Genomic DNA, 22,472 nt, shown 5'->3' with positions numbered 1-22,472 from the left:
TAAATATTTTATATATAGGTATTTATAGGTATATATACCTATATGGCTGAGACTTAGGCTTAGGTGTAAGCGACGCTATGTTCAACGACAATTTTTTGCTGCTTGCATCCAAAGGTGAGTAGGCGTATTAACAGTATTGTTAAGCTTACGTTAACGTAAACTTACTATAACGTAGCCCTAAGCATCGTGTGGCATAGATTTATGAAAGGCTCAATTGAATAACTAAGAAAAATAAATGGAATAATAATAAGCATGAAATTAAATTTACCCGTGACTCAAGTTGAGAATCACTTCAGCAGCGACCGAAATATATTATCAACTACCAACCTGAAAGGGGCGATCACCTACGTCAATAACGATTTTATTGAGGTTAGTGGTTTTAATAATGACGAGTTGATTGGCAAAAACCATAACATGGTGCGCCATCCTGATATGCCTCCGGCTGCTTTTGATAGCTTATGGAGCACGGCCAAATCTGGTAATTCATGGATGGGTGTTGTTAAAAACCGCACAAAAGACGGTAACCATTACTGGGTCGATGCTTATGTAACCCCGATAAAACATCATGGAGCTGTATCGGAATATCAATCGATCCGAAGACGGCCACTTCCAGAACATGTCAAACGAGCAGAAGATATTTACGCCGCATTACAAGCCGGTAAAACACCTCAGGTACTGAAAAATAGTCTGAGTTTGAGTGGTCGTTCTCTCGCTGCATTTGTTATTCCTGCATCGGTAGCAGCCCTGAGTGTTTTTTTGTTTAGCTTAAGTGGCTGGACATCGCTCGCCGTATCATTGATCGCTATCGCGTGTGCCGTTATTACTCATCAGTGGGCATTTAGTCCGTTTAAGGCCGTCGTCGCTAAGGCAAAGTCGATTATTGATAACCCGGTTGCCCGATTCATCTACACGGGTCGAAGTGATGATGTTGGCCAGATACTGTTAACCATTAAAGCACTTGAATCGGAGACCGCAGGCCTGATTGGCCGGATTGCTGATTCTGCCGAATCGTTGACCCATAACTCATTAGGACTCAATACACTGGTCTCTGATTCTGAAGCGGGCGTTCGTCAACAGTTTGCCGAAACAGATCAGGTGGCGGCGGCCGTTAACGAGATGTCAGCCAGTATTCAAGAAGTCTCACAAAACGCGCAAAATAGCTCTGAAGCCGCCAAAGAAGGTTTAGTGCAAGTAGCCAATGGCAGGCAGGTAGTCACTGACAGTGCTCATTCAATGCAAATTCTGACAGATGAAATGCTTAAAGCATCCGAGGTTATTGCGGTGGTGGCTGCCAGCAGTGATAGCATTGCGGGTATTCTTGATGTGATTGGTGGCGTTGCTGACCAAACAAATTTATTAGCACTAAATGCGGCTATTGAAGCGGCACGTGCAGGGGATGCGGGCAGGGGTTTTGCGGTGGTTGCTGATGAAGTACGGACATTAGCAAGTCGTACCCAAATAGCAACGGAAGAAATTCGCACGATGATTGAGCAGCTTCAGCAGAGCACTAAACAAGCCGTAGAAGTAATGCAGGCTGGCCAAAAACAAACCGAAGTCTGTATGGGGCATAATTTATTAACAGTTGAGTCCTTGGATAATATCTATATCTCGATTGAAAACATCAATGATATGAATACACAAATTGCCGCTGCTGTTGAACAACAAAGCGCTGTGGCAGATGAAATAAATCGTAGTGTGTATAAAATCCGCGATCTATCGGAACAGAACCTGGAGACGGTTGATTTTAGTATGAAAACAAGCAGTGAAATGCTTTCCCTTTCTAATGGATTTTCAGCGCTGGCTGAGCAATTCTGGACAAAACAAAACTCATGAAATGTTGTTTTGTTGTGTGTGAATGATAAGGAAAAAAGGGAGTAGGATGAATCTATTGATTACTCGTCTGGTTGATGCTATTGACCAGCATGTTATTGTCAGTGTGACTGATGCGGCGGGAAAAATAACTTATGTTAATAATAAGTTTTGTGATGTGAGTGGTTTTTCATGTGATGACGTTATCGGAAAGACACACCGTATTTTACATTCAGGTTTTCAAGACGCTCAGTTTTATCAGAAAAAATGGTCCATCCTTAGTGATGGGAGTAAGTGGACAGGCGTTCTTTGTAATTCTAAAAAGAATGGTGACTTATATTGGGTAGATTCTACTGTTTCACCTGTCGTGAATGATAAGGGTGTGATAGAAAACTTTATCTCGATCCAATCGGAAATCACTGATCTTGACAAGCGCAAGCAATCATTAATATACAAAGACCCGCTTATTGATCATGGTTGCTCTGAAGAGTGCTTATATCCGGATAGCGATTCTGACGCTATTTTTGAGGCTCCTGATCGCGTCACTGTTAAAAATAATAGTGAGCTAGAATTTGTTATTGAAAATAATTTTGTTGAGAGCTTAGTGGACGCTGTTCCTACCATTTTTTTGTTGTTAGACAATAAAAAACGTATCATTCGATTTAATGCCTATATGGAAGAAGTTTCGGGTTATACGTTAATAGAGGTAGTAGGGAGATTATTTACGGAGCTGCTGATCCTTGCTGATGATCACACTCAGATTATAGAGAAATTTGATTCTGTTCTTAAGGGTGAGTCATTATCAGATATGACGGACACATTGGTTAGAAAAGATGGAGGGCTGCGAAAAATACAGTGGCATAGTAAACGCTTACATCACAGTAATCGATCTGATTCCTATATATTGTTAACCGGCCAGGATATTACGAAACGCCTGGAAGCTGAAAATACACTGCACGACACCGCCGTTCTATATCAAACATTGATTGAAAGTACTAATAATTGGATGTGGGAAACTGATTTGCATGGTAAATATACGTATGTAAGTCCAAATGTGGAAAAAGTTTTAGGCTTCACTCCTCAATATATTATTAATAAATCCATTTATTCATTAATGTCCGATGCTGAAGTTATTAGAATGAAGCCGGTTTTCCTGAATATATTTAACAAGCAAGGGTCTGTTCATAAATTGGAAAGAATTGTCCTGGATGCGATGAATCATGAGGTGGTTTTAGAAATAAGTTGTGTTCCATTTTTTGATTCTTATGGGAATTTTAGTGGCTACAGAGGTGTAGATAAAGATATCACGAAGTGTAAGCAAGCACTGGTTGAATATCAGCTCGCTGAGAATGTTTTGGCCCAAACCCCTGAAGCCGTCATGATTACCGATAGCCAGCTAAAAATTATACGTGTGAATGCTGCTTTTACGAGAACCACTGGCTACAGTGAGACAGAGGTGAAAGGCCGCCTGCCGAGCATTCTCAGCTCAAATCGGCATGATCAGTCATTTTACCAGGCGATGTGGGCTAGCTTGAATGCCTTCGGACAATGGCAAGGAGAAATTTGGAATCGGCGTAAAGACGGGGATATTTACCCTGAGTGGTTAAATATTAATAGTGTGAAAAATGATGACGGTATGATTACCCATTATGCCGGTATTTTTTCTGACATTAGTAATCAATATAACGTAAGGCAAAAATTGCATGACTTAGCCTATTATGATGCCCTAACGGGATTGCCGAATAGGGAATTATTTCAAAACCGTTTACATGAAGCGATTAAGTTAGCATCACGAAACAATGATAAATTAGCGATTATTTTTCTGGATCTTGATGACTTTAAAAACATCAATGATTCATTGGGGCATCGATCAGGTGATCAATTACTTAAAGTAGTCGCTGATAATATTTCTAATAGTGTAAGAAGTAGCGATACCGTCGCACGTTTGGGAGGAGATGAGTTTACAATTATTTTATCTGATATAAAACGTTTCGATGATATAACAATATTAGCGGAAAAAATCATTAAAGTAATGAACGAACCTGTCAAAATGCCAGATGGAAATACGTTGTATATCTCGGCCAGTATCGGCATTAGTATCTACCCGGATAATGGGGATGATGTCGAAAGTCTCCTTAAAAATGCTGATACGGCTATGTATAGAGCTAAAAATGCGGGAAAGAAAGCCTTTAAGTTCTATACGCCTGAAATGAGCATACGCTTTAATGAGCGAGTACAGCTTGAAAGCGAGTTACGCCGCGCTATTGATAAGGGTGACCTAAGCATAGTATATCAGCCTCAAATAGATGGGCGTACGGGTAAAATATTAGGATTTGAGGCATTAGCTCGATGGTATCATGTGCAGAGAGGTTGGGTTTCACCGGTTATATTCATCCCGATAGCAGAAGAAACGGGGCTTATTGGAAAAATTGGAGAATGGGTTCTTAAAGAGGCCTGTCATCAGCTTAAAAAATGGCAGGATAATTATTCTCATACATTGAAAATGGCAGTGAATATTTCCAGCTACCAAATACACGATAAAGATATGGTTGAAAAAGTACTATCGATTATAAATACGAGTGATATATTGCAGGGTAGTCTTGAGTTAGAGTTAACAGAAACATCTTTAATGGATAATATTGACTCTACGATAAGCACGCTAGCTGAATTATCGAAGCATGGTGTAAGTATCGCAATAGATGATTTTGGAACGGGTTATTCTTCTCTGGGTTACTTGAAACGTTTTAAAATTGACAAACTTAAAATTGATAAACTATTTATTAACGACATAACAACAGACTCAAATGATGCTGAGATTGTTAAAACTATTATATCGATGGCGCATAATTTAAACATGCAGGTTATAGCCGAGGGTGTGGAAACTGAAGCACAGCTAAATTATCTAATAAATAATGGTTGTAATGAGGTGCAGGGTTTTTACTTTTGTGCGCCAAAATCGCCTTCAGTTATTTCGGCAATGTTAATGAAAAACCGTCATATTCTCCCCGCTGAGAGGTAAAGCTATATTGGCGGGTTGATTATGATTTGTTAGTAGGCTCTTGTCAGGATGCCTACTTTTTGTAAATGACTAATCAAACTTTGCAAAATGGGGCCAGTGCTTTTGTACGACGGGGCCTTTTTGGCTCCAGCTATGGCATGTGTTCATTACAGCAGGGAGTGGGTTGCCCGCCGTCCAGCTATCTTCTTTTTCACGCTCTTGATAGGTGGCCTGGTATGCTGATGTGGCAATGGGCCCCAGCAGTTCCAATAAATGCGTACACCCGTTTTCGCCACCAAAGAGTGTTTTTGTGACTTTAGTGAACCCCTGTTTGATCTGCAAGCCGATGAGTTTTTTGTAAGCTTCACTGATGCCTTTACAATATTGGAAGGGCGTAGAATCCATGCTGGCTTCAGCGTCTAGAATGTTCAGGTCTAAATCAATAGTAATACGCAATATCATATCGTGAATAGCTTCACCGGCAGGGATTAATCCATTATTACGCTCTTTGGAGGTGATGTCATGATCTTTAACGTCGACGAGATGTCCTTCGATATCCCAGAGTCCATCTTCACGGCGATAGCCTTTACAGATAACGGTACGGGTGTGTTGTGGAATTCGGTTGGCGGGAGGTGATAGAGGCATAGAATTATCAATCTTCTGGTTAGTTATCTGGAATCAAGCAGCGCGAGCATTTCCGAAATACGCGTAAATTTTTCACGAGGCTTCCCGTCCTGTGCTCGACTGATCTCGGCCTGATCAATTTTATACCAATCATTATAACTGACTGATTTACTATTACGTTTATCTAATAGTGTTGAAATAGCGGCAAAACCATCTTTATACGGGGGTGAAACAGTATGTTCCCATTCTGCAATAATAGTTTTGGCGATGTTCATTGCGTCGGCTCGGTTGGCTGGAATCACACCATTAGGGCCACGTTTACACCAGCCTGCGGCATAGACACCCGGTTCTACTCTTCCTTCATGATGCGCCAGTGTGCCTTTGTTATGATCATACGGAATGTCTGGAATGCTGGCTGTACGATACCCTATCGCAGAAATAACGGTGCCAACCCCGAGCGTAAATTGCTCGTTAGTCGCGGTAATGCCGGTAACTTCACGTCTGTTTTTAGTGAGGAGTAATTGTGCGACCTGATTATGCGTCCCGGTGATTGCTATAGGAGTAGCGCTGAATATGAAGTGTATGCGAATGTTGTTTTCGTCGGCCACATGCTGCTGATTAGATGCATGCAGCTGGCGCAGAATCTCGAGATTTTTCTCGGTATTACGGCGTTTATCATCACTTATATGAGAGGGTGTCACTTCAGGGATCTGAGTTGAATCAATAATTATCTCGACATTAGGTAATGCAGTAATTTCCTGCAGCTCTGCAGGGGTGAAACTGACATCAGCCGCACCTCTGCGACCTATAATATAAATTTCTTTAATAGAGGCATGATGAATATGCTCAAGTGCTTGCCGGGTAATGTCTGTGCCCAGAAGTTTCGCTGAGCGTTTAGACAGCAGACGCGCAATATCCAGCGACACGTTGCCATTACCAATAATGGCAACGTTTTGTGAAAGTGTGGGGTTGAGCGCGGCGGCTTCTGGGTGGCCGTTGTACCAGCGGCTGAATTCTCCTGAGCCATATACGCCTTCCAAAGTATCACCGGTAATGTTTAAGGGGCGATCTAGCGTCGCACCAATGGCGATAACGATGATGTGATAGTGCCTTTTGAATTCAAAATAGCTGATATCAGTGCCAATCGTAACATTGCCAATAAAACGTACATTGTCACGTAAGAGGATTCTTTCTAATTGGCGGGTAATGTTTTTAGTATGTTGGTGATCGGGAGCAACACCCGCACGTACTAGGCCGAAAGGGGTGGGGAGCTTGTCAAAAATATCGACCTGTGCGTCGGGGAGCTTTTTAGCCAGCATGTCAGCAACATAGCAGCCTGATGGGCCGCTACCAATAATGGCTATCTGAATCATGGGTTACTCCGGATGCGCACAACAGTAAAATGGATGGTTCGCAACAGTTAAAGGCCACCGAAACGTTTATAAAAATGGGGGGCTGGTTCGGGCAATGGGCCGTCAGCGGTTTCTTGTGTTTCAGATAAAAATACTTCAGCTTGCGGGTAAATTTTTCGGTAGATATTTCTGCATAATATGCGCGCAGAGGCACCCACCCAATCAGCAGGTAATAGTTTTTCCGGTAAACGCGGATCCCTGAGCAGCAGGCGCCGGTAGTGTTGAATTAGTAAAGTTCTTAACAGAAAGCACTGCTCTGGATCTATATCGTTTTTATTGCCCAGCGCGCGCAGTATTGGTCTGAACCGGTCTAGAAAAGCTTGGTAGTCTTTAGATAGTTGATCTAAATTCCAGCATTCATGTACCAGTTGCTTTAATGGCTCAGAAGAATGGCTGCCGAATAACTCTGATTTCATATGAATAATTTCATTGGTTACACAGAGCTCCTGAAGCGTGTTGTTAATCTCAGCCAGATCCGCCATAGGGTGAGCCATAACGCCCGGTGAAATATTACCAAAGCCTTGCCATTCAAATTCTTTCTTCAGGACTTTTCTTAATTCATTATCCAGCTGAGTGGTAATCAGCATATCCCATTTGCCTTGCCACTCTGGGTAAAGTTCAGCATAGATACGCTTAAAAGCACTTTCAAAACGTCGTCGTCCTGAATCAGTAAGGCTGTAGTAGCTACGTCTGCCTACCTGATTGGAGGTTAACCAGCCTTCTTTAGTTAGACGGAAAATGGACGTACGCACCAGTCGTTGGTTGAGGCCGAGAGGCTCCAGAAGACGAATCAGACTGCCGAGCCATACCGAGCCGCCACGCGCTGCAATGGCATCGCCATAAATAGTTATGATCAATGATCCGCCACGGATAGGACGTTGATTTTTAAACTCTTCTACGAGCTCATCTATACACTTAAGTTTGTTCATCAATTCATTATATCACGGAAATTGAGGTTATTGATGTTAGCTATCAGATCTGAAACTGTGGGTTCTGAGGCCAATAAATGACGATTGACAGCGTCAATATTAAGCAGTATTAACCCAATTAACTAGACGGACAGTAATTGACAATAACAACGTGATACATTATTTTGTTTAGCGTTGATGATTTGTGTGTCATTTAGTAAGATAATACTACATCAGCTTTACATAGATGAGAGGTAAACAGTATTCAGCAGGCTTGATGATAACGTTGAATTGGCGCTTATGCTGAAGATGATTTACTTATGATCCATGCACGTAAACCAGAAGTTATAACAATTTCCATATTGGAAATAATCTTCTGCAAATAGAATAGGTTATTCCCTTCTAAAAATAAGGTATCTTTTGATGAATATCAATTTTAGAGTGTTGTAACTGTAGATATATGATACAAAAAATTGCATTTGGCGAGATTTTTATGTGGCATTAGTGCCATTGCCTATCCTGAATGCATGGTTTTGATGTAAGTGTTTCTAAAAATATACTAATAACAATAGATCCGTCGCTTTAACGAAAAGTGATTATTAAGCCAGGAGAGAAAGTAATGATAAGAAGAAACTTCCTGAAAGTTGCAGGTGCCTTAACGCTGGGCATGACACTTTCTACCGCTGCGATGTCTGATACTGTATTACGCGTGGGTAGCTGGTTGCCGCCGACACATGCGCAGAATGCTGTTGTCTGGCCAACGTGGGCTAAATGGGTTGAAGACGCCACTGAGGGCCGTGTAAAAATTCAAATGGAATATGGTCTTGGTCATCCATCAGCCATGTTTAATTTGGTAGAAGACGGTGCCGTGGATGCGAGCTTTGGTTATCACGGTTATGTGCCGGGTCGTTTTAAACTAACACAGGGTATTGAACAGCCATTGCTGGGTGTGAATGCTGAAGCGGCATCGGTTGCTCACTGGCGTGTTCATAATAAGTACTTCGCTAAAGCAAACGAGCATGACGGCTTAGAAGTCCTGACGTTATTTACTCATGGTCCGGGTCAGATCCACATGGCCAATCCAATTACCAGCTTAGCAGATCTGCAATCTAAGAAAATTCGCTTAGGTGGTGGTGTTCAGGGTGAGCTGGGTAAACGTATGGGTGTTACCGCTGTCGGCGCTCCAGCTACCAAAGTGTACGAAATGATGCAGCAGGGTGTTATCGATGGTGTATTCATTCCCATGGGTGAGCAAAAATCACTGCGCTTAAAAGAAGTGGCGAAACATGTTGTCGCGCTTCCTGGTGGTATGTATTTGGGTAGCTTTGCGATGTTTATCAATCCTGATTTTATGGCAGGTTTGAGTGAAAAAGATCGCGAAGCGATTCGTGCAGTTTCTGGTGAAAAACTGGCGGCTATGGCTGGCGCAGCATGGGATGCTGCTGATGAAGAAGGCCTTATAGCGGCTAAAGCCGATGGCGTCACTGTGACTGAAGTGCCGGCTGATGGTGCAATGGCTCTGGAGTTTCGTGACCTTGTAAAAGGCATGGACGAAGAGTGGATTGCGAGTGTGGCCGATCGTAATGTTGATGCAAAAGCAGCGCTGGAAGAAATGCGTTCTATTGCACAAAGCTACGGTAAGTAAGGAGTATTGTATGGGGTTTAGTGCCTGGTTAACAGCGCACTATGAAGAGAAAGGGCCAGTCCAATGGCTGGCCTTTGCTCTTGAATTGGTGGCTGCCCTTACGTTGTTTTTTCTGATGATGCTGACATGCGCGGATGTTCTGGGACGTTATTTCTTCGGGAATTCTGTTGACGGAGCAACGGAGCTAACCGAGATAGGGATTGCTATTCTCGTGTTCGCCGAGATGCCTATTGTTACCTGGCGCGGCGGTCATGTCGTGGTCGATATTCTCGATAAAATATGGAGTAATACAGCGATTAAAGCGCTGGGATTACTCTCCGCTTTATTGATGTCCGGCTCATTGTACTATGTAGGCGTAAGAATTTTCGAATTTTCAGAACGCGCTTTCAGCCGAGGAGTGGTCACCGAACTACTGGGAATCCCAGTCGGTCTGATCATTCAGTATATCGCTTTTATGAGCTGGGCAACGGCTGCGCTGATGATGACCTATGGTGTTTACCATTTGCTCACTCAGGATCGCGACTAATTCCCCCTTTCATTCACCTTTAACGTTATAGGTATCTCTGTATGGAAACTGCGTTAATCGGTTTTGCGGTTTTGCTGATTCTTATCGTTGTGATTCGTATTCCTATCGCCTTTTCGATGGGTATTGTTGGTTTTCTTGGCTTTGCTGTTGTGCAGGGGCTTGGATTTGATAATTTCACAGACTTTAATTGGACGCCATCTCTCAGTATGGCGGCTATGCGAATTGTTAATACGGCTCAGGAATATAGCCTATCCGTAATACCTTTATTTATTTTGATGGGAAATCTGGTTACGAAATCAGGGCTTTCTCAGGAATTATATCGGGCTTCTTATGCTTTTTTAGGTCACCGTAAAGGGGGCTTAGCCATGGCAACGGTGGTGGCATGTGGTGGTTTTTCTGCTATTTGTGGTTCCAGTTTAGCAACATCGGCTACGATGGCTAAAGTGGCTATGCCTCCGATGCGTAAGTATGGATATGCTGACTCTTTAGCTACCGCCTCTATTGCGGCAGGTGGCACGTTAGGTATTCTGATTCCACCGAGTGTCATTCTGGTTATTTATGGTCTCTTAACAGAAACCAGTATTCGAGAACTGTTTGCCGCCGGTTTTATACCGGGCATGCTGGGTATTTTGCTCTACCTGGTAGCGGTACGCTTTGTTGTATGGCGTACGCCAGCATCAGGTCCTTGTGGTGAAAAATTCACATGGAAAGAGCGTCGTGAAGCCCTGAATGGTGTTTGGGGCGTATTGATACTTTTTGGTATTGTTATGGGCGGCATCTATCTGGGTGTATTTACACCGACAGAAGCGGCGGGTGTTGGGGCTGGTGGTGCTTTTGCGATTGCGCTTTACCGTAAATCTCTCAGCTTCGGTAGTTTGTTTGACATTCTTACGGATACGGCGCGTACCTCAGCGATGCTGTTTACGGTACTTATCGGCGCATTGATCTTCTCTAACTTCATTAATCGGGCGGGTTTGCCTGCAGATCTGCTGACGCTTGTCTCAGGGCTGGATGTGCCACCGATGATGGTTATTTTTGCCATTTTGCTGATTTATGTTGTTCTGGGAATGGTGTTTGAAAGTTTATCAATGCTGCTGCTGACTATCCCGATTTTCTTCCCATTGGTGCAGAGCCTGGGTTTCGATTTGGTATGGTTTGGCATCGTGGTCGTGGTGGTAACAGAGATTAGTCTGATTACGCCGCCCGTGGGTATGAACGTATTTGTGTTGAGTGCGGTGCTGCGTGATGTGAAAGCCAGTACCATATTTAAAGGTGTTACACCTTTCTGGTGTGTGGATATCATACGTTTGATATTGATCACACTGATCGCGCCTATATCGCTCTATCTACCTGAGTTGCTCTATAGGTAACGGTTAATAAGGGTGCTTTTGCACCCTTATTACTGTCTGCTTGATACCCATGTGTATCTGTTGAATAGCATTTTAATGAGGTGCCCGTATGTTACCTGATGTTAAAAAAATTCTTTATGCCTCTGATATAGAAGAGGGATCTCGTCCCGCATTCAGGTCTGCTGTTAGCATGGCTAAAAAGTATGATGCTGAAATCACTTTTCTGCATGTGATAGAGCCGTTGAGTGCTTCGGCCAAAAGCATTATCAAAACTATGATGAACGATGCAGCTCTTAATGAGATGCATGACGCCAGTATAGAAAACCTGAAAAGCAAACTGGTTGAACGCATACAACGTTTTTGTGAAACTGAATTGGATGCGGGCGAGCCAATGAAAGAGGGGCAAATTGTTGCCCGTGTAGAAGAAGGGCCGGCAGATAGGGTGATCCTTAAAGTGGCCGAACAGATTGATGCTGATCTGATTGTGATGGGCACGAGAACACATTCATCAGTCGGACAGTTTTTGCTGGGATCGACAGCGAATCGGGTGATGCACCATACCAAAAAACCGGTTCTGATTATTCCTCTTAAATAGAAGGGTATAGGTACAGAGTTTAAATGAATACTGATTCCCTAATGGAAATAATATTGTTCATTTTAAGTACTTATTTAGAAAGAATGAATTCGGTATCGTTAGTGCATATTAAGTAGACGGTGTTTTCATCAAGTCCACAGCTATGATGTAAACAAAGATACAATCAGAATTTACTGAAGTAAAAAATAGGTAATAAATATGACGAAGAAGTCTTTTGCGTCCTCTGCGGACCTCGGTGTAAAAACTGAAACATTGGAAATCCTGGGTGATGGTATCTATGCACTAACTGCCGAAGGTGATCCTAATATTTGTGCGGTTGAAGGTGAAGATTTCATCGTTGCATTCGAAGCACGTGCTACACCAAAAGCAGCCAGAGATTGGTTGGAAATATTACGCCAACACACCGATAAGCCTGTTAAGTATCTGGTTCTTTCGCATTATCATGCTGTACGTGTTTTGGGTGCTTCTGCCTATAATGCTGAATCAATTATTGCGCATGAAAATACTAAACTCCTGATTGAAGAACGTGGCATGCAGGACTGGGCAAGTGAATTTGGTCGCATGCCTCGTCTGTTCCGTGAACCAGAAGGTATTTCTGGCCTGACGCACCCTGATCTTGTTTTTAATGATCGTATGGAAATTCCACTGGGTGGTGATCGCGGTAGCTTGATTCTTGAATATTGTGGTCGTGGTCATACAGCGGGTGATATTGTTGCCTGGATTCCAAAACAGAAAGTCCTCTTTGCTGGTGATTTAGTCGAAGCTGCTGCTGCTCTTTATACGGGTGATGCATTCCATTTTGACTGGTCTACAGAGACACTGGACAAAGTTAAAGCATACCAGGCAGAAGTGTTGGTAGGTGGTCGTGGCGCTGTTGTGCGCGGACGTGCTGATGTGGATGCGGCTATTGAGCAAACACGTGGCTTCCTAACGGGTATGATTGATAAAGTCGGTGAAGTACATAAGCGTGGCGGTACGGTAAAAGAAGCGTTTGAGTCAACACGCGATCACTTGGGTCCTAAATTCGGCATGTGGCCTATCTTTGAGCACTGCCTGCCATTTGATGTTCAGCGTCTGTGGGATGAGTTTGACGGTATTGACTGGCCGCGCATCTGGACTGATGAACGTGATCAGGAAGTATGGGATAAACTTCAAGACTAATTTGTTTTTGAAAAATTCTTTATTTAAGCGATAAATTACTAAAGGCATCCTTATTACAGGGTGCCTTTTTCGTTTGGACTATTTCAAATCACAAGGTAAACAAAACATTAAAGAAAAGAGTTAAATCAAAGACTTGTATCTTCCATAGACTGTTGCTAGGTTCGTGTACTGTGTTGCAATAATTTTTGAGGTGGTTATGGATGTCCTGTCTGCAATGAGCGTCTTTGCGCGTGTCGTTGATCTCAAAAGCTTTTCTTTGGCTGCCGCTGAACTGGGCATCTCGAGCTCCTCTGTCAGTAAGCAAGTATCACAACTTGAACAGCATGTTGGCGCTAAGCTGCTGCAAAGAACTACGCGTCGGTTGTTTATAACTGATGTGGGGGCCGCGTATTATGAAAAGTGTCAGACCATTCTTGAAGAGGTAAAAGAAGCCGAGAATCTGGTGTCTCAGCTACAGGGGAAGCCGCGTGGTGTCTTGCGGATTACCTGCAATATGACATTTGGCCAGCTGCAGCTCTCAAAAGCGATTCCAGCGTTTATGGAAAAGTATCCCGATGTACAGGTGGATATCACGCTTGATGACCGCGCCCCGGATTTAGTGCGTGATGGTTTTGATATGGCGATTCGTATTGCTGATCCGCAATTACCGGACTCCAGTATGATTGCGCGTGAGATATCTAAAATTCCTATGTATATCTGTGCTACGCCACGCTATCTGGAGAAATTTGGTCGTCCGGAATCCGCAGAAGCATTAAAAGAACATAACTGTTTAGTCTTCGTTTATGCCGCTAATGCTAATCACTGGACGCTGGAACGCGATGGTAAACGCTGCACCGTACAAGTGAATGGTGACTTGAAAGCCAATAATAGCCTGGTTGTCAGGGAGTCTCTTCTACAGCATAGAGGTATTGCGAATTTGGCCGATTTTGTTATTTCCCGTTTTGTTGAATCCGGAGATTTAGTTCAGGTTTTCCCTGATTACCAGGCTGAGCAATTATCAATATTTGCTGTGTATCCTGACCGAAAATATACCTCACCTAAAGTGAGTTCTTTTATAGAATTCTTTCGGGAGTGGCTCTCAGTCAATCACGAAAAGGATCTGTGGGCTGAATAGGGATATCTGTTCTTTTGTTTCTTTTTTAGAAAGAATCTTATTCAAACAAGCCTGATTATCATGGCTCTCATTTAAGGTATCTTTAATTTCATTAGAGCGTTGTTCGCTATGTAATTAAAGAAGACAATACGAGAGCCAACGTAATGCTGAATACCTATAATTTTCCTGAATTTCATTATGAACGGTCTGCGGACCAAGATTCTGTAAAACCTGTCAAGCATCCTGTCGTTGTTGTGGGGGCCGGTCCAATGGGCTTGGCTGCAGCCGTCGATTTAGCACGAAACAATGTACCGGTTGTCATCCTTGATGATAATAATACTGTAAGTGTCGGTTCCCGGGCGGTTTGTTATGCGAAGCGATTTTTAGATATTTCAGACCGTTTAGGTGTGGGCCAGCGCCTTGTCGATAAAGGCGTAACCTGGAACATAGGTAGAGTTTTTCTGGATGAGGAGCAGATCTATAGTTTCAATATGCTGCCAGAAGAGCACCATCGCCGCCCCGGGTTTATCAATCTGCAGCAGTACTATATGGAAGAGTATTATGTAGATCGCATTGTTGGACTGGATAATGCCGATCTTCGTTGGAAGAATAAAGTGGTCAACATCGTAGATGAAAATGATGTTGTGACGCTAACGGTTCAAACGCCTGAAGGGGAATACCAGATTCAGGCGGATTATGTGATCGCGTGTGATGGTGCTAATTCAAAAGTCAGGGCTATGTGTGGTCTTGAGTCAAAAGGTCAGGTGTTCCATGATCGTTTTCTGATTGCCGATGTTGTCATGGATCCGAAGAATTTTCCACCTGAGCGTTGGTTTTGGTTTAACCCTCCGTTTCATGACGGCCAGTCTACTTTATTGCATCGTCAGGCTGATAATGTATGGCGTATTGATTTCGATCTGGGCTGGGATGCTGATCCTGAAGAGGAGAAAAAACCTGAGAATATCATTCCACGGGTGAGAGCTTTTTTAGGTGAAGATGTTGAATTTGAATTAGAGTGGGCATCGGTTTATACCTTCACATGCCGCCGAATGGATGAATTCCATAAAGGTCGTATCTTTTTTGCAGGTGATGCGGCGCATCAGGTTTCGCCTTTTGGTGCGCGAGGTGCTAACTCGGGTATTGAAGATATCGACAATCTGGTGTGGAAGCTCAAATTGGTTATGGAAGGGCGCGCGCCTGAGTCGTTGTTGGATAGTTACTCAAAAGAGCGGGTATTTGCAGCCGATGAAAATATTCTGAACTCCACTCGTAGTACCGATTTCATCTCACCTAAAAATGCCACCAGTCGGGTCTTTCGTGATGCTGTATTGAAACTGGCAAAGAATTATAATTTTGCCCGTCCTCTGGTTAACAGCGGTCGCCTTTCTGTGCCTCCTATTTTGACTCAGTCACCCTTGAATACGGCCGATACCAGTAAATTTCTATGTAAGGTTGTGCCAGGCGCGCCGTGTACAGACGGGCCGGTTGTACGCAATGGTCAGGATGACTTCTTGCTAACGTGTCTGGGTAATACGTTCAATGGTCTGTTATTTATTGATCAGCGTCAGGAGTTGACTCAGGATATTCTGGATCAGTTGGCCGAGCTTGCTGATCAGGACGTACCGGTTAAAACGTATATCGTTGCCCGGCATGAAATGGATATAGCGTTGCCAAACGGTGTTGAGTGGTTGGTCGACAAAGTGGGCGCAGTCAATGAGCGACTGGATGCTAAATCCGGAACTTTTTATCTGATGCGTCCAGATCAGCTTGTCACCGCACGGATGCGTCAATTTGATCAGCAGGCCGTTGTGGCGGCATTGAATAAAGCACTGGGTAAGTAATATGTGGAGTATTGAAAAATGAGTACGTTAATAACCGAAGCAAACCTGCCGCGCCCGGATGATTTTTATCAGGCGCTGACCGACATGCACCGTGACCTGACGGAAGAACAAAGTGCTGATGTTAATGCACGTCTGATATTGTTATTAAGTAATCATATCGGTGATCAGACAGTGCTGGAAGAAGCCTTAAATATTGCTCGTGAACATATCAGCTAACCGATGTATCGGTAGCCGTTCGTTCTTTTATTAGCCCGGCATTTTGTCGGGCTTTTTGTAGGTATAAACGTTGAAATAAGTGCCGAGAATAGGTGTTTATAGTACCTTGTTCTAATTAACAGATTACTGGCAAAGGAAACAACATGATTCTTTATGATTACTGTAGATCATCGGCCGCATACCGAGTACGGATAGCACTTAATCTCAAAGGGTTTGAATACGATCAGGTCGCGGTTAATTTGGTAAGTGGCGAGCACCGTGAAGAACCCCATCTCACTCGTAACGCACAAGCTTTAGTGCCTGTGCTTGAAGATAATGGCGTTCAGTTGACACAATCGCTGGCCATTTGTGAATACTTAGATGAAGCATATCCTGATAGTTACCCGCTACTAAGCGGAATACCGTTTGAGCGAGCAGCGCAAAGAGCCTTTGCACAGGCAATTGCTTGCGATATACATCCGGTTAATAATTTACGGGTACTTCAATATCTGGTCAATGAGATGGGAGTCGATGCTGAAAAGAAAATGCAGTGGTACCACCATTGGATACACCAGACCTTTATTGCCCTTGAGGTAGCACTAAAAAAACGTCCGAAGCAAACAGTATTTTGTTGTGGGGACCAGGTGACGATTGCTGATGTATGTCTTGTGCCGCAGGTATTTAATGCACATCGTTTTGAAGTGGATATGTCTGGTTATCCGCTAATCAGTGCTATTAATCATCGCTGTATTGAAATGGAGGCTTTTGCAAAAGCACACCCGGGTTTACAGCCGGGTGCGTAATGCTTCAACATCTCTTGATATGTTTACGAGCTAGCCGAATCACATGGCATCTGTCATAGAGTGCATGGATTCCTTGGTCCACTCCATCGCTTCCCGATAAGCTAGTTCGTAAGTATCGCCCTCAAAATCCATCGGGAGCAGATCCCAGTTGCCCGCTTCGTAATGGATAACATGGGTGAGTACTATTCCTATATCGCCTGTGCCGTCGCAAATAGCTTCTTTAATGTCTTCTCCCAAAGGAACCTGCTCCAGCATTGTCGCTCTTTCAATATCCAGTAACGCATGTAGGCCCGACATCATGCCGGCCATAAAATAACTGGATGAATTGGCCTTCTTTTGTTGCTGTGCAACGTGCTCAGCCATCCGGCCACGAATAAGAAGTGAGCGTGTAAGTTCTTCCGGTTTATCCGAATTGCTCGACATCGCGATTAATGTTGTCCATTTTTTCACCTGTGGAATGCCCAGAAGAACAATCGCCTGGGAAATTGACTCGACTTTCCTGACTAATGAATAGGCCGCAGAATTTACAATACGTAACAATTTATAAGTCAGCACCGGGTCTGTGATAATCAGTTGTTCAAGGGCTTCGGGTTTCGCATCAGGATCTTGCAGTGCTTGTATCAATTGGAGTAAGGCAATCTGTCCAGTGCTGATCTTGCGTCCTTTGATGAGCTTAGGCCGCGACAAGAAATATCCCTGGAACAGTTTGAATCCTAGTTCGATACACTCTTCCAGTTTTTCATGTGTTTCAATTTTTTCAGCAAGCAGAGTCACTTTGTAAGGTTTGATTATTTTAATCAGCTCGACCATCTCGTCATAACTGTGTTCAAGCACATCAATTTTTACAATATGAGCCAGCTCTAATAAGGGGATATAGGCAGGGTTATAAACAAAATCGTCAAGAGCAATTCGATAGCCCTGATCTGCTAATTTGCGAACGCCATCAATAAACGTTTCATCAACCTGCGCATCTTCTAGTAATTCAAGAACAATTTGTTTTCTGGGTAGGTCGGGGATGTTGCCATCAACCACAATGTCATAGGTCAGGTTAATGAATGCAGGTACTCGTTTTATTTCACCTGCATCACAGATGGATGTGTATTCATTGAGTAAAACTTCACTGGTAGCCTGTGTATTGCGAAACACGGAGTTCTCAGTATCACTCTCGTCTCTGTACAATATTTCATAAGCTACTACACGCTGCTGCCGGTCAAAAATTGGTTGACGAGCCATTAAGACTTGACCGCCTACTATAGCATTATTCATCGATTGGCTTTCCTGCGCTCGTATTATGGGTACTAGTTTAGACGTTACTTTGTCAGTTAGCCAAAATTAATACAGTTATTCCAATGCTTCACAGACCCTGATCGGTATAATAAGACTTACTGATAAGGAGAGTGTTATGACGATCAACTGGTTTCCCGGCCATATGCATAAAGCCCGTAAGGAAATTGCCCAAGTCATGGATGAAATTGACGCCGTGATTGAGGTGCTGGATGCGCGCTTACCGCTGTCGAGTGAAAATCCGTTGGTGAACTCTCTGCGCAAAGGGAAGCCTGTATTAAAGGTGCTGAATAAGAGTGATCTGGCTGATCCTGTTAAAACAGCGCAATGGCTTGAATATTTTAATGGGTTTGAAAATATACAAGCCATTTCGATAAGCCAGGATCAAAAAAAGCTGATTCATAAAATCCCCGATATCTGTAAGCGGATGGTGCCTGCGCGTGTAAACAAAGAGAGGCCCGTGCGTGTCATGATTATGGGCATTCCAAATGTCGGTAAATCGACATTAATTAACACCTTGCTCGGTCGTCGTATCGCCAAAGTAGGTAATGAGCCCGCCGTCACAAAAACTCAGACGCGCTATATCCTGAATAATGGTATGGCTTTATTGGATACGCCCGGATTTCTCTGGCCTAAAATTGAAGATCAGGAATCGGGTTACCGCTTAGCGGCCAGTGGCGCAATTCGCGATACGGCTATTGAATATGAGTTGGTCGCCCTGTTTGCTGCGCAATTTATGCTGACTCAATACCCCGGGCAATTAATTGAACGTTACAAATTTAAAGCATTGCCTATCGGCAGTGATGAGCTGCTGGATGAGATTGGCCGTAAACGCGGGGGCTTACGTCCCGGTGGTGTTGTCGACCGTCATAAAGCGTCTGAAGTGCTGCTGCATGATATGCGCGGTGGAAAAATTGGAGCAATCACCTTTGAAACGGTAGAAGAATGGCTCTTTAAGCAAGCAGAAGTCGAACGCTTGCGCCTTGAAGAGATAGCAGAACAATTACGAATCGAAGCAGAAGCAAAAGAACAAGCACTGAAAAATAGCCAGAGTCACTATATGACGGGAGTTAATAAGAATGACGCGTAAGAAAAAGCAACGTAGTTTTGTGGGGCAATTTGTCACACTTGAGTCAGATAAGCCGACGCGGGAAGAGTTGTTATTAGACCCTACCAGCCGCGAAAGTCTGAGAAAAAAAGGGCTTGATGAAAAAAGGAAAAACAAGTCTGTGTACCAAAAAGAACTGGATAAACTGCAGGCTGAAAAAGATCTGGCAGCAAAAGAGTTGAACGCTAAAGGCGGGCGCTTAGGAGATAAAATTCGAGCGAATGCCAAAGCGATAGAACAAAAGCAACAGCAGCAAGAACAGCAAGCACTAAAAGAACAGCAGGCTGATTAACATTACTCCTTTTCATCTTTAACAGAGATCCAGCGTTAGTGAAATACGATGTTATTATTATTGGAGCTGGTGCATCTGGCTTAATGTGTGCGGCTACCGCAGGTTATCGCGGAAAATCCGTACTGGTTATCGAACATACGAAGAAGGTTGGGCGTAAAATCCTGATGTCGGGAGGCGGGCGTAGTAACTTTACGAACCTGCACAACACAGCGGCTAACTTCGTATCTGAAAATCCTCATTTCTGTAAATCTGCATTAAGTCGCTATTCTGTTGGAGATTTCGTCGAGCTTGTAGAGCGGCATGGAGTGGACTATCACGAAAAAACCTTAGGCCAGCTTTTCTGTGATGACAGCAGTAAAGAGATACTCAGGGTACTAAACACCGAGTGTGAATGGGCGGGCGCTGAAACTCGCACAGAAGTCACGGTAACAGACCTGAAAAAACACGCTAACGGCTTTTCACTAAAAACCACCGCAGGCGACATGCAAGCAGGCTCAGTTGTTATTGCAACGGGTGGGTTATCGATACCCAATGGCGGCGCAACCCCCTTTGCGTATGAAATCGCCAGGCAGTTTGGCTTAACAGTGCTCCCTACTACCGCAGGATTAGTCCCTTTTACGCTACAGCCTGATTTACTGGAACCACTCAAACCACTCGCGGGTGTGTCACACCGCATAACCGCGAGTGTGGGGCCGGTTTCTTTTACCGAGAATATGTTATTTACGCATCGCGGGTTGAGCGGACCCGCCATTTTGCAGATCTCCTCCTACTGGAACGCCAGTGAAGCAGTAGTACTCAATTTGTTTCCTGAATTTGATCTCTTAGTTTGGTTAAAAGAACAAAGAGAGCAGCGCTCTAAAGCCGATATCACAACGGTTATGTCACAGAAAATGAGTAAGCGCATGGCGCAGATTCTATGTGAGATATTCGAACTGAAAGGCAACATGGCCGATATGAGCAACGCTGATCTGGAAAAAATAACCACCGCGTTTTGTCATTGGAAGATAAAACCTTCAGGTACAGAAGGTTACCGCACAGCAGAAGTGACGCTAGGCGGTATAGCAACCACCGAGGTTTCCCAAAAAACCATGGAAGCGATTAATGTGCCTGGATTGTTTTTCATTGGCGAGTGTCTGGATGTAACCGGACACTTGGGAGGCCATAATTTCCAATGGGCATGGGCATCAGGATTTGTGGCGGGGCAGGCGATTGTGTAGAGACAATAAAGTTTGCCCGTAGTGAAGGTGTGTTTGAGCGTTAAGCCTCTTTTTAAAATCTTATGAAAGATGACATTCCTTCTCATTTAAAATGAACTAGAAGTCAGGAGCAGTCGGAAGGCTGGTTTACTAATATGGGTGTTGGGTCGTTGATTTGCATTTAGCGCTGCGCGAATCAAACTAATGACTTCATTGTTTGTTGGCTATGTTGCTCCGTGAGGTTAATTAACGTGCCATGATCAGAGTGAATGAATAGCTGATCGAATGCAGTCCGGCCAAATTATGTCGATTCGTTTACTTCGGGGATAATCTGCGAACACGACTGCTTGCCGGTGCTAAGTTTCGCGGGTTATTTAAAGCCTGTGATGCAGAAGGTAACTATCGTGTGTCAGTCCCCCCCCCCCCAGCTAAACATCCCTGAACAAGGCCTGCATCGCTTACTCCTACCGGATAATCTCCCTCTGCTATGACACACGCTGCATAGAGTCTGTGTCACCGCATGTGTGACGTAGAATCGGGGGGAGGAGAGACCCGTCAGCGCCGCGCTGTTCTCTTCGCCGCAGTCCCGACAGCCACCACGGCGCCAGGGGCTTGAGATGAGACATCAATCATACCGCACCGTGACACGTCAACAAGGGACACCTCCCAACAGGACATCGTTCAGGAAATTCGCCTGTTCTCGCTAACCGGCGCGCGCTTGTATTTAACCAAAGCCGAGCGACACTACTTATTACATGCGGCCCAGGACGAGTCGCCCGCGCGTGCCCTGTTTTTCCAGCTGCTGGACGATGAGCCGTTCAACCGCCTATCGACTGATCAAGCGACCGGTAAAGGACTGCGCCATGCCTATGGGGTTGCCATGATGACAGCAGCGAAACCGGTCCCTATTCACTTGCTCGCCAAGGCGATGGGACACAGTTTAACCAAAACCACGGAAGTCTATCTGCGCGCCACGGGCGACGAGGAGCGGAATTTATTATTAGCGGCCTGGGATTAATAGTCGATTCCGATTCAGAGAGGGAGAGGTTACGGATCAACTTCATCATCATTCGCATCATTTTTGTTGGACTTGATTCAGGACTTCACGAACTGAAGGCTGATTAGCTTCACAGTATGACCGCTTCGTTTGAACGCTGTCGCCCCATAATAGTCCCCCCCCTAAATGATTCCATGACAATGGTGCATTGTGGCAGGCTGACGAATTAGTAGCGTTAAATTCTTTACCACCTGATAAACAAAAAGTAGGCCCTCAAATAAAGATCGCTTTTTGATTAAAAATTTTGGTGCAGGTGTGCCATTCAGGTGCGAAGCTTTTATTTTAAGCTGATATTTTATGCACCTAAATGGTGCATATTTTATTTTATTCATTCGATAGACTCATTAATTAATTATCTTTAGTCGTAGATGAATTTATTTCAAATATTTTATTAGAACTAAATGATTAACATGCTGATTATAATTTTTTCTATTAAAATCAATGCATTAATATTGAGTTTATAATGAAATACTTTGTTTTAAGTTTTTGTATACATTAAATTAATCATTTATTAATGTTGTTTTGATTGTTTGGCATATATTTTGCTATTTTACTATTAATATAAATAATGATAAT

The 22,472-nt window shown here is 43.7% G+C and carries 19 protein-coding genes; 15 read left to right on the top strand and 4 right to left on the bottom strand.

Annotated features, from left to right (window positions below; genetic code table 11):
- Positions 1-252: 252 nt before the first annotated feature.
- Both Nant_RS10970 and Nant_RS10965 read left to right on the top strand, forming a co-directional pair.
- A complete protein-coding gene (locus tag Nant_RS10970; RefSeq protein WP_054341700.1) occupies positions 253-1,833 on the top strand; it encodes a methyl-accepting chemotaxis protein in 1,581 nt (526 codons plus the stop codon).
- A 46-nt stretch (positions 1,834-1,879) separates the two neighbouring features.
- Positions 1,880-4,828 (top strand): sensor domain-containing protein, encoded by a 2,949-nt coding sequence (locus tag Nant_RS10965; protein WP_054341699.1) that lies wholly within the window; start codon positions 1,880-1,882, stop codon positions 4,826-4,828.
- Positions 4,829-4,897: 69 nt separating this feature from the next.
- Here the strand turns inward: Nant_RS10965 and Nant_RS10960 are convergent, their stop codons facing one another.
- Genes Nant_RS10960 through paaX form a run of 3 tightly spaced genes read right to left on the bottom strand, consistent with a single transcriptional unit; the run spans position 4,898 to position 7,772 of the window.
- Entirely contained in the window at positions 4,898-5,452 is a 555-nt protein-coding gene (locus tag Nant_RS10960) for a DUF2889 domain-containing protein (RefSeq protein WP_054341698.1), read from the bottom strand.
- Positions 5,453-5,475: 23 nt separating this feature from the next.
- On the bottom strand, positions 5,476-6,804 hold the full coding sequence (locus Nant_RS10955) for an FAD-dependent oxidoreductase (RefSeq protein ID WP_054341697.1): 1,329 nt from the start codon (positions 6,802-6,804) through the stop codon (positions 5,476-5,478).
- Positions 6,805-6,851: 47 nt separating this feature from the next.
- Entirely contained in the window at positions 6,852-7,772 is a 921-nt protein-coding gene (paaX, locus tag Nant_RS10950) for a phenylacetic acid degradation operon negative regulatory protein PaaX (protein WP_054341696.1), read from the bottom strand.
- 598 nt (positions 7,773-8,370) lie between these two features.
- Here paaX and Nant_RS10945 point away from each other — a divergent pair.
- The 9 genes from Nant_RS10945 (at position 8,371) to maiA (ending at position 16,959) form a co-directional block, all read left to right on the top strand.
- Positions 8,371-9,396, top strand: coding sequence for a TRAP transporter substrate-binding protein (locus tag Nant_RS10945; protein ID WP_054341695.1), 1,026 nt, complete (start codon positions 8,371-8,373; stop codon positions 9,394-9,396).
- 10 nt (positions 9,397-9,406) lie between these two features.
- Positions 9,407-9,922: a TRAP transporter small permease gene (locus tag Nant_RS10940; protein WP_054341694.1), complete on the top strand. Its 516-nt coding sequence runs from the start codon at positions 9,407-9,409 to the stop codon at positions 9,920-9,922.
- Between the two features lie 41 nt (positions 9,923-9,963).
- Positions 9,964-11,292: a TRAP transporter large permease gene (locus Nant_RS10935; RefSeq protein ID WP_054341693.1), complete on the top strand. Its 1,329-nt coding sequence runs from the start codon at positions 9,964-9,966 to the stop codon at positions 11,290-11,292.
- A gap of 88 nt (positions 11,293-11,380) precedes the next feature.
- Complete coding sequence (locus Nant_RS10930) at positions 11,381-11,866, top strand: universal stress protein (RefSeq protein ID WP_054341692.1); 486 nt, start codon at positions 11,381-11,383, stop codon at positions 11,864-11,866.
- A gap of 198 nt (positions 11,867-12,064) precedes the next feature.
- Positions 12,065-13,027 carry an MBL fold metallo-hydrolase gene (locus Nant_RS10925; protein WP_054341691.1) on the top strand — a complete coding sequence of 321 codons (963 nt, stop codon included), beginning with the start codon at positions 12,065-12,067 and terminating at the stop codon, positions 13,025-13,027.
- Positions 13,028-13,223: 196 nt separating this feature from the next.
- Positions 13,224-14,141: a LysR family transcriptional regulator gene (locus tag Nant_RS10920; RefSeq protein WP_054341690.1), complete on the top strand. Its 918-nt coding sequence runs from the start codon at positions 13,224-13,226 to the stop codon at positions 14,139-14,141.
- Positions 14,142-14,284: 143 nt separating this feature from the next.
- Positions 14,285-15,961, top strand: a complete 1,677-nt coding sequence (locus Nant_RS10915) for an FAD-dependent oxidoreductase (protein WP_054341689.1) — start codon at positions 14,285-14,287, stop codon at positions 15,959-15,961.
- Positions 15,962-15,979: 18 nt separating this feature from the next.
- A complete protein-coding gene (locus Nant_RS10910; RefSeq protein WP_054341688.1) occupies positions 15,980-16,177 on the top strand; it encodes a DUF2783 domain-containing protein in 198 nt (65 codons plus the stop codon).
- Positions 16,178-16,320: 143 nt separating this feature from the next.
- Positions 16,321-16,959, top strand: coding sequence for a maleylacetoacetate isomerase (gene maiA, locus Nant_RS10905; RefSeq protein ID WP_054341687.1), 639 nt, complete (start codon positions 16,321-16,323; stop codon positions 16,957-16,959).
- Positions 16,960-16,998: 39 nt separating this feature from the next.
- Here maiA and Nant_RS10900 read toward each other — a convergent pair whose 3' ends face one another.
- Positions 16,999-18,225 carry an EAL and HDOD domain-containing protein gene (locus Nant_RS10900; RefSeq protein WP_054341686.1) on the bottom strand — a complete coding sequence of 409 codons (1,227 nt, stop codon included), beginning with the start codon at positions 18,223-18,225 and terminating at the stop codon, positions 16,999-17,001.
- A gap of 136 nt (positions 18,226-18,361) precedes the next feature.
- Between Nant_RS10900 and ylqF the strand changes: the two genes are divergently transcribed.
- The 4 genes from ylqF to Nant_RS10880 all read left to right on the top strand — a co-directional run bounded on the left by ylqF (position 18,362) and on the right by Nant_RS10880 (position 21,857).
- Complete coding sequence (gene ylqF, locus Nant_RS10895; protein ID WP_054341685.1) at positions 18,362-19,333, top strand: ribosome biogenesis GTPase YlqF; 972 nt, start codon at positions 18,362-18,364, stop codon at positions 19,331-19,333.
- Positions 19,323-19,643 (top strand): hypothetical protein, encoded by a 321-nt coding sequence (locus Nant_RS10890; RefSeq protein WP_054341684.1) that lies wholly within the window; start codon positions 19,323-19,325, stop codon positions 19,641-19,643. Before ylqF ends, Nant_RS10890 begins: the two co-directional genes overlap by 11 nt.
- A gap of 38 nt (positions 19,644-19,681) precedes the next feature.
- The gene (locus Nant_RS10885) at positions 19,682-20,860 is read left to right on the top strand and encodes a BaiN/RdsA family NAD(P)/FAD-dependent oxidoreductase (RefSeq protein ID WP_076496009.1); all 1,179 of its coding nucleotides are present in this window, start codon (positions 19,682-19,684) and stop codon (positions 20,858-20,860) included.
- 697 nt (positions 20,861-21,557) lie between these two features.
- Positions 21,558-21,857, top strand: coding sequence for a site-specific integrase (locus tag Nant_RS10880; protein WP_054341683.1), 300 nt, complete (start codon positions 21,558-21,560; stop codon positions 21,855-21,857).
- Positions 21,858-22,472 lie beyond the last annotated feature (615 nt).

The organism is Neptunomonas antarctica (assembly GCF_001305295.1).
Lineage (GTDB): Bacteria > Pseudomonadota > Gammaproteobacteria > Pseudomonadales > Balneatricaceae > Neptunomonas > Neptunomonas antarctica.
This window is presented reverse-complemented; position numbering and strand designations above follow the sequence as displayed.

Excerpts from the sequence above, each read along its gene's own strand:
- Nant_RS10970 (WP_054341700.1), top strand. The coding sequence starts at position 253 with ATGAAATTAAATTTACCCGTGACTCAAGTTGAGAATCACTTCAGCAGC.
- Nant_RS10965 (WP_054341699.1), top strand. The coding sequence starts at position 1,880 with ATGAATCTATTGATTACTCGTCTGGTTGATGCTATTGACCAGCATGTT.
- Nant_RS10960 (WP_054341698.1), bottom strand. The coding sequence starts at position 5,452 with ATGCCTCTATCACCTCCCGCCAACCGAATTCCACAACACACCCGTACC.
- Nant_RS10955 (WP_054341697.1), bottom strand. The coding sequence starts at position 6,804 with ATGATTCAGATAGCCATTATTGGTAGCGGCCCATCAGGCTGCTATGTT.
- paaX (WP_054341696.1), bottom strand. The coding sequence starts at position 7,772 with ATGAACAAACTTAAGTGTATAGATGAGCTCGTAGAAGAGTTTAAAAAT.
- Nant_RS10945 (WP_054341695.1), top strand. The coding sequence starts at position 8,371 with ATGATAAGAAGAAACTTCCTGAAAGTTGCAGGTGCCTTAACGCTGGGC.
- Nant_RS10940 (WP_054341694.1), top strand. The coding sequence starts at position 9,407 with ATGGGGTTTAGTGCCTGGTTAACAGCGCACTATGAAGAGAAAGGGCCA.
- Nant_RS10935 (WP_054341693.1), top strand. The coding sequence starts at position 9,964 with ATGGAAACTGCGTTAATCGGTTTTGCGGTTTTGCTGATTCTTATCGTT.
- Nant_RS10930 (WP_054341692.1), top strand. The coding sequence starts at position 11,381 with ATGTTACCTGATGTTAAAAAAATTCTTTATGCCTCTGATATAGAAGAG.
- Nant_RS10925 (WP_054341691.1), top strand. The coding sequence starts at position 12,065 with ATGACGAAGAAGTCTTTTGCGTCCTCTGCGGACCTCGGTGTAAAAACT.
- Nant_RS10920 (WP_054341690.1), top strand. The coding sequence starts at position 13,224 with ATGGATGTCCTGTCTGCAATGAGCGTCTTTGCGCGTGTCGTTGATCTC.
- Nant_RS10915 (WP_054341689.1), top strand. The coding sequence starts at position 14,285 with ATGCTGAATACCTATAATTTTCCTGAATTTCATTATGAACGGTCTGCG.
- Nant_RS10910 (WP_054341688.1), top strand. The coding sequence starts at position 15,980 with ATGAGTACGTTAATAACCGAAGCAAACCTGCCGCGCCCGGATGATTTT.
- maiA (WP_054341687.1), top strand. The coding sequence starts at position 16,321 with ATGATTCTTTATGATTACTGTAGATCATCGGCCGCATACCGAGTACGG.
- Nant_RS10900 (WP_054341686.1), bottom strand. The coding sequence starts at position 18,225 with ATGAATAATGCTATAGTAGGCGGTCAAGTCTTAATGGCTCGTCAACCA.
- ylqF (WP_054341685.1), top strand. The coding sequence starts at position 18,362 with ATGACGATCAACTGGTTTCCCGGCCATATGCATAAAGCCCGTAAGGAA.
- Nant_RS10890 (WP_054341684.1), top strand. The coding sequence starts at position 19,323 with ATGACGCGTAAGAAAAAGCAACGTAGTTTTGTGGGGCAATTTGTCACA.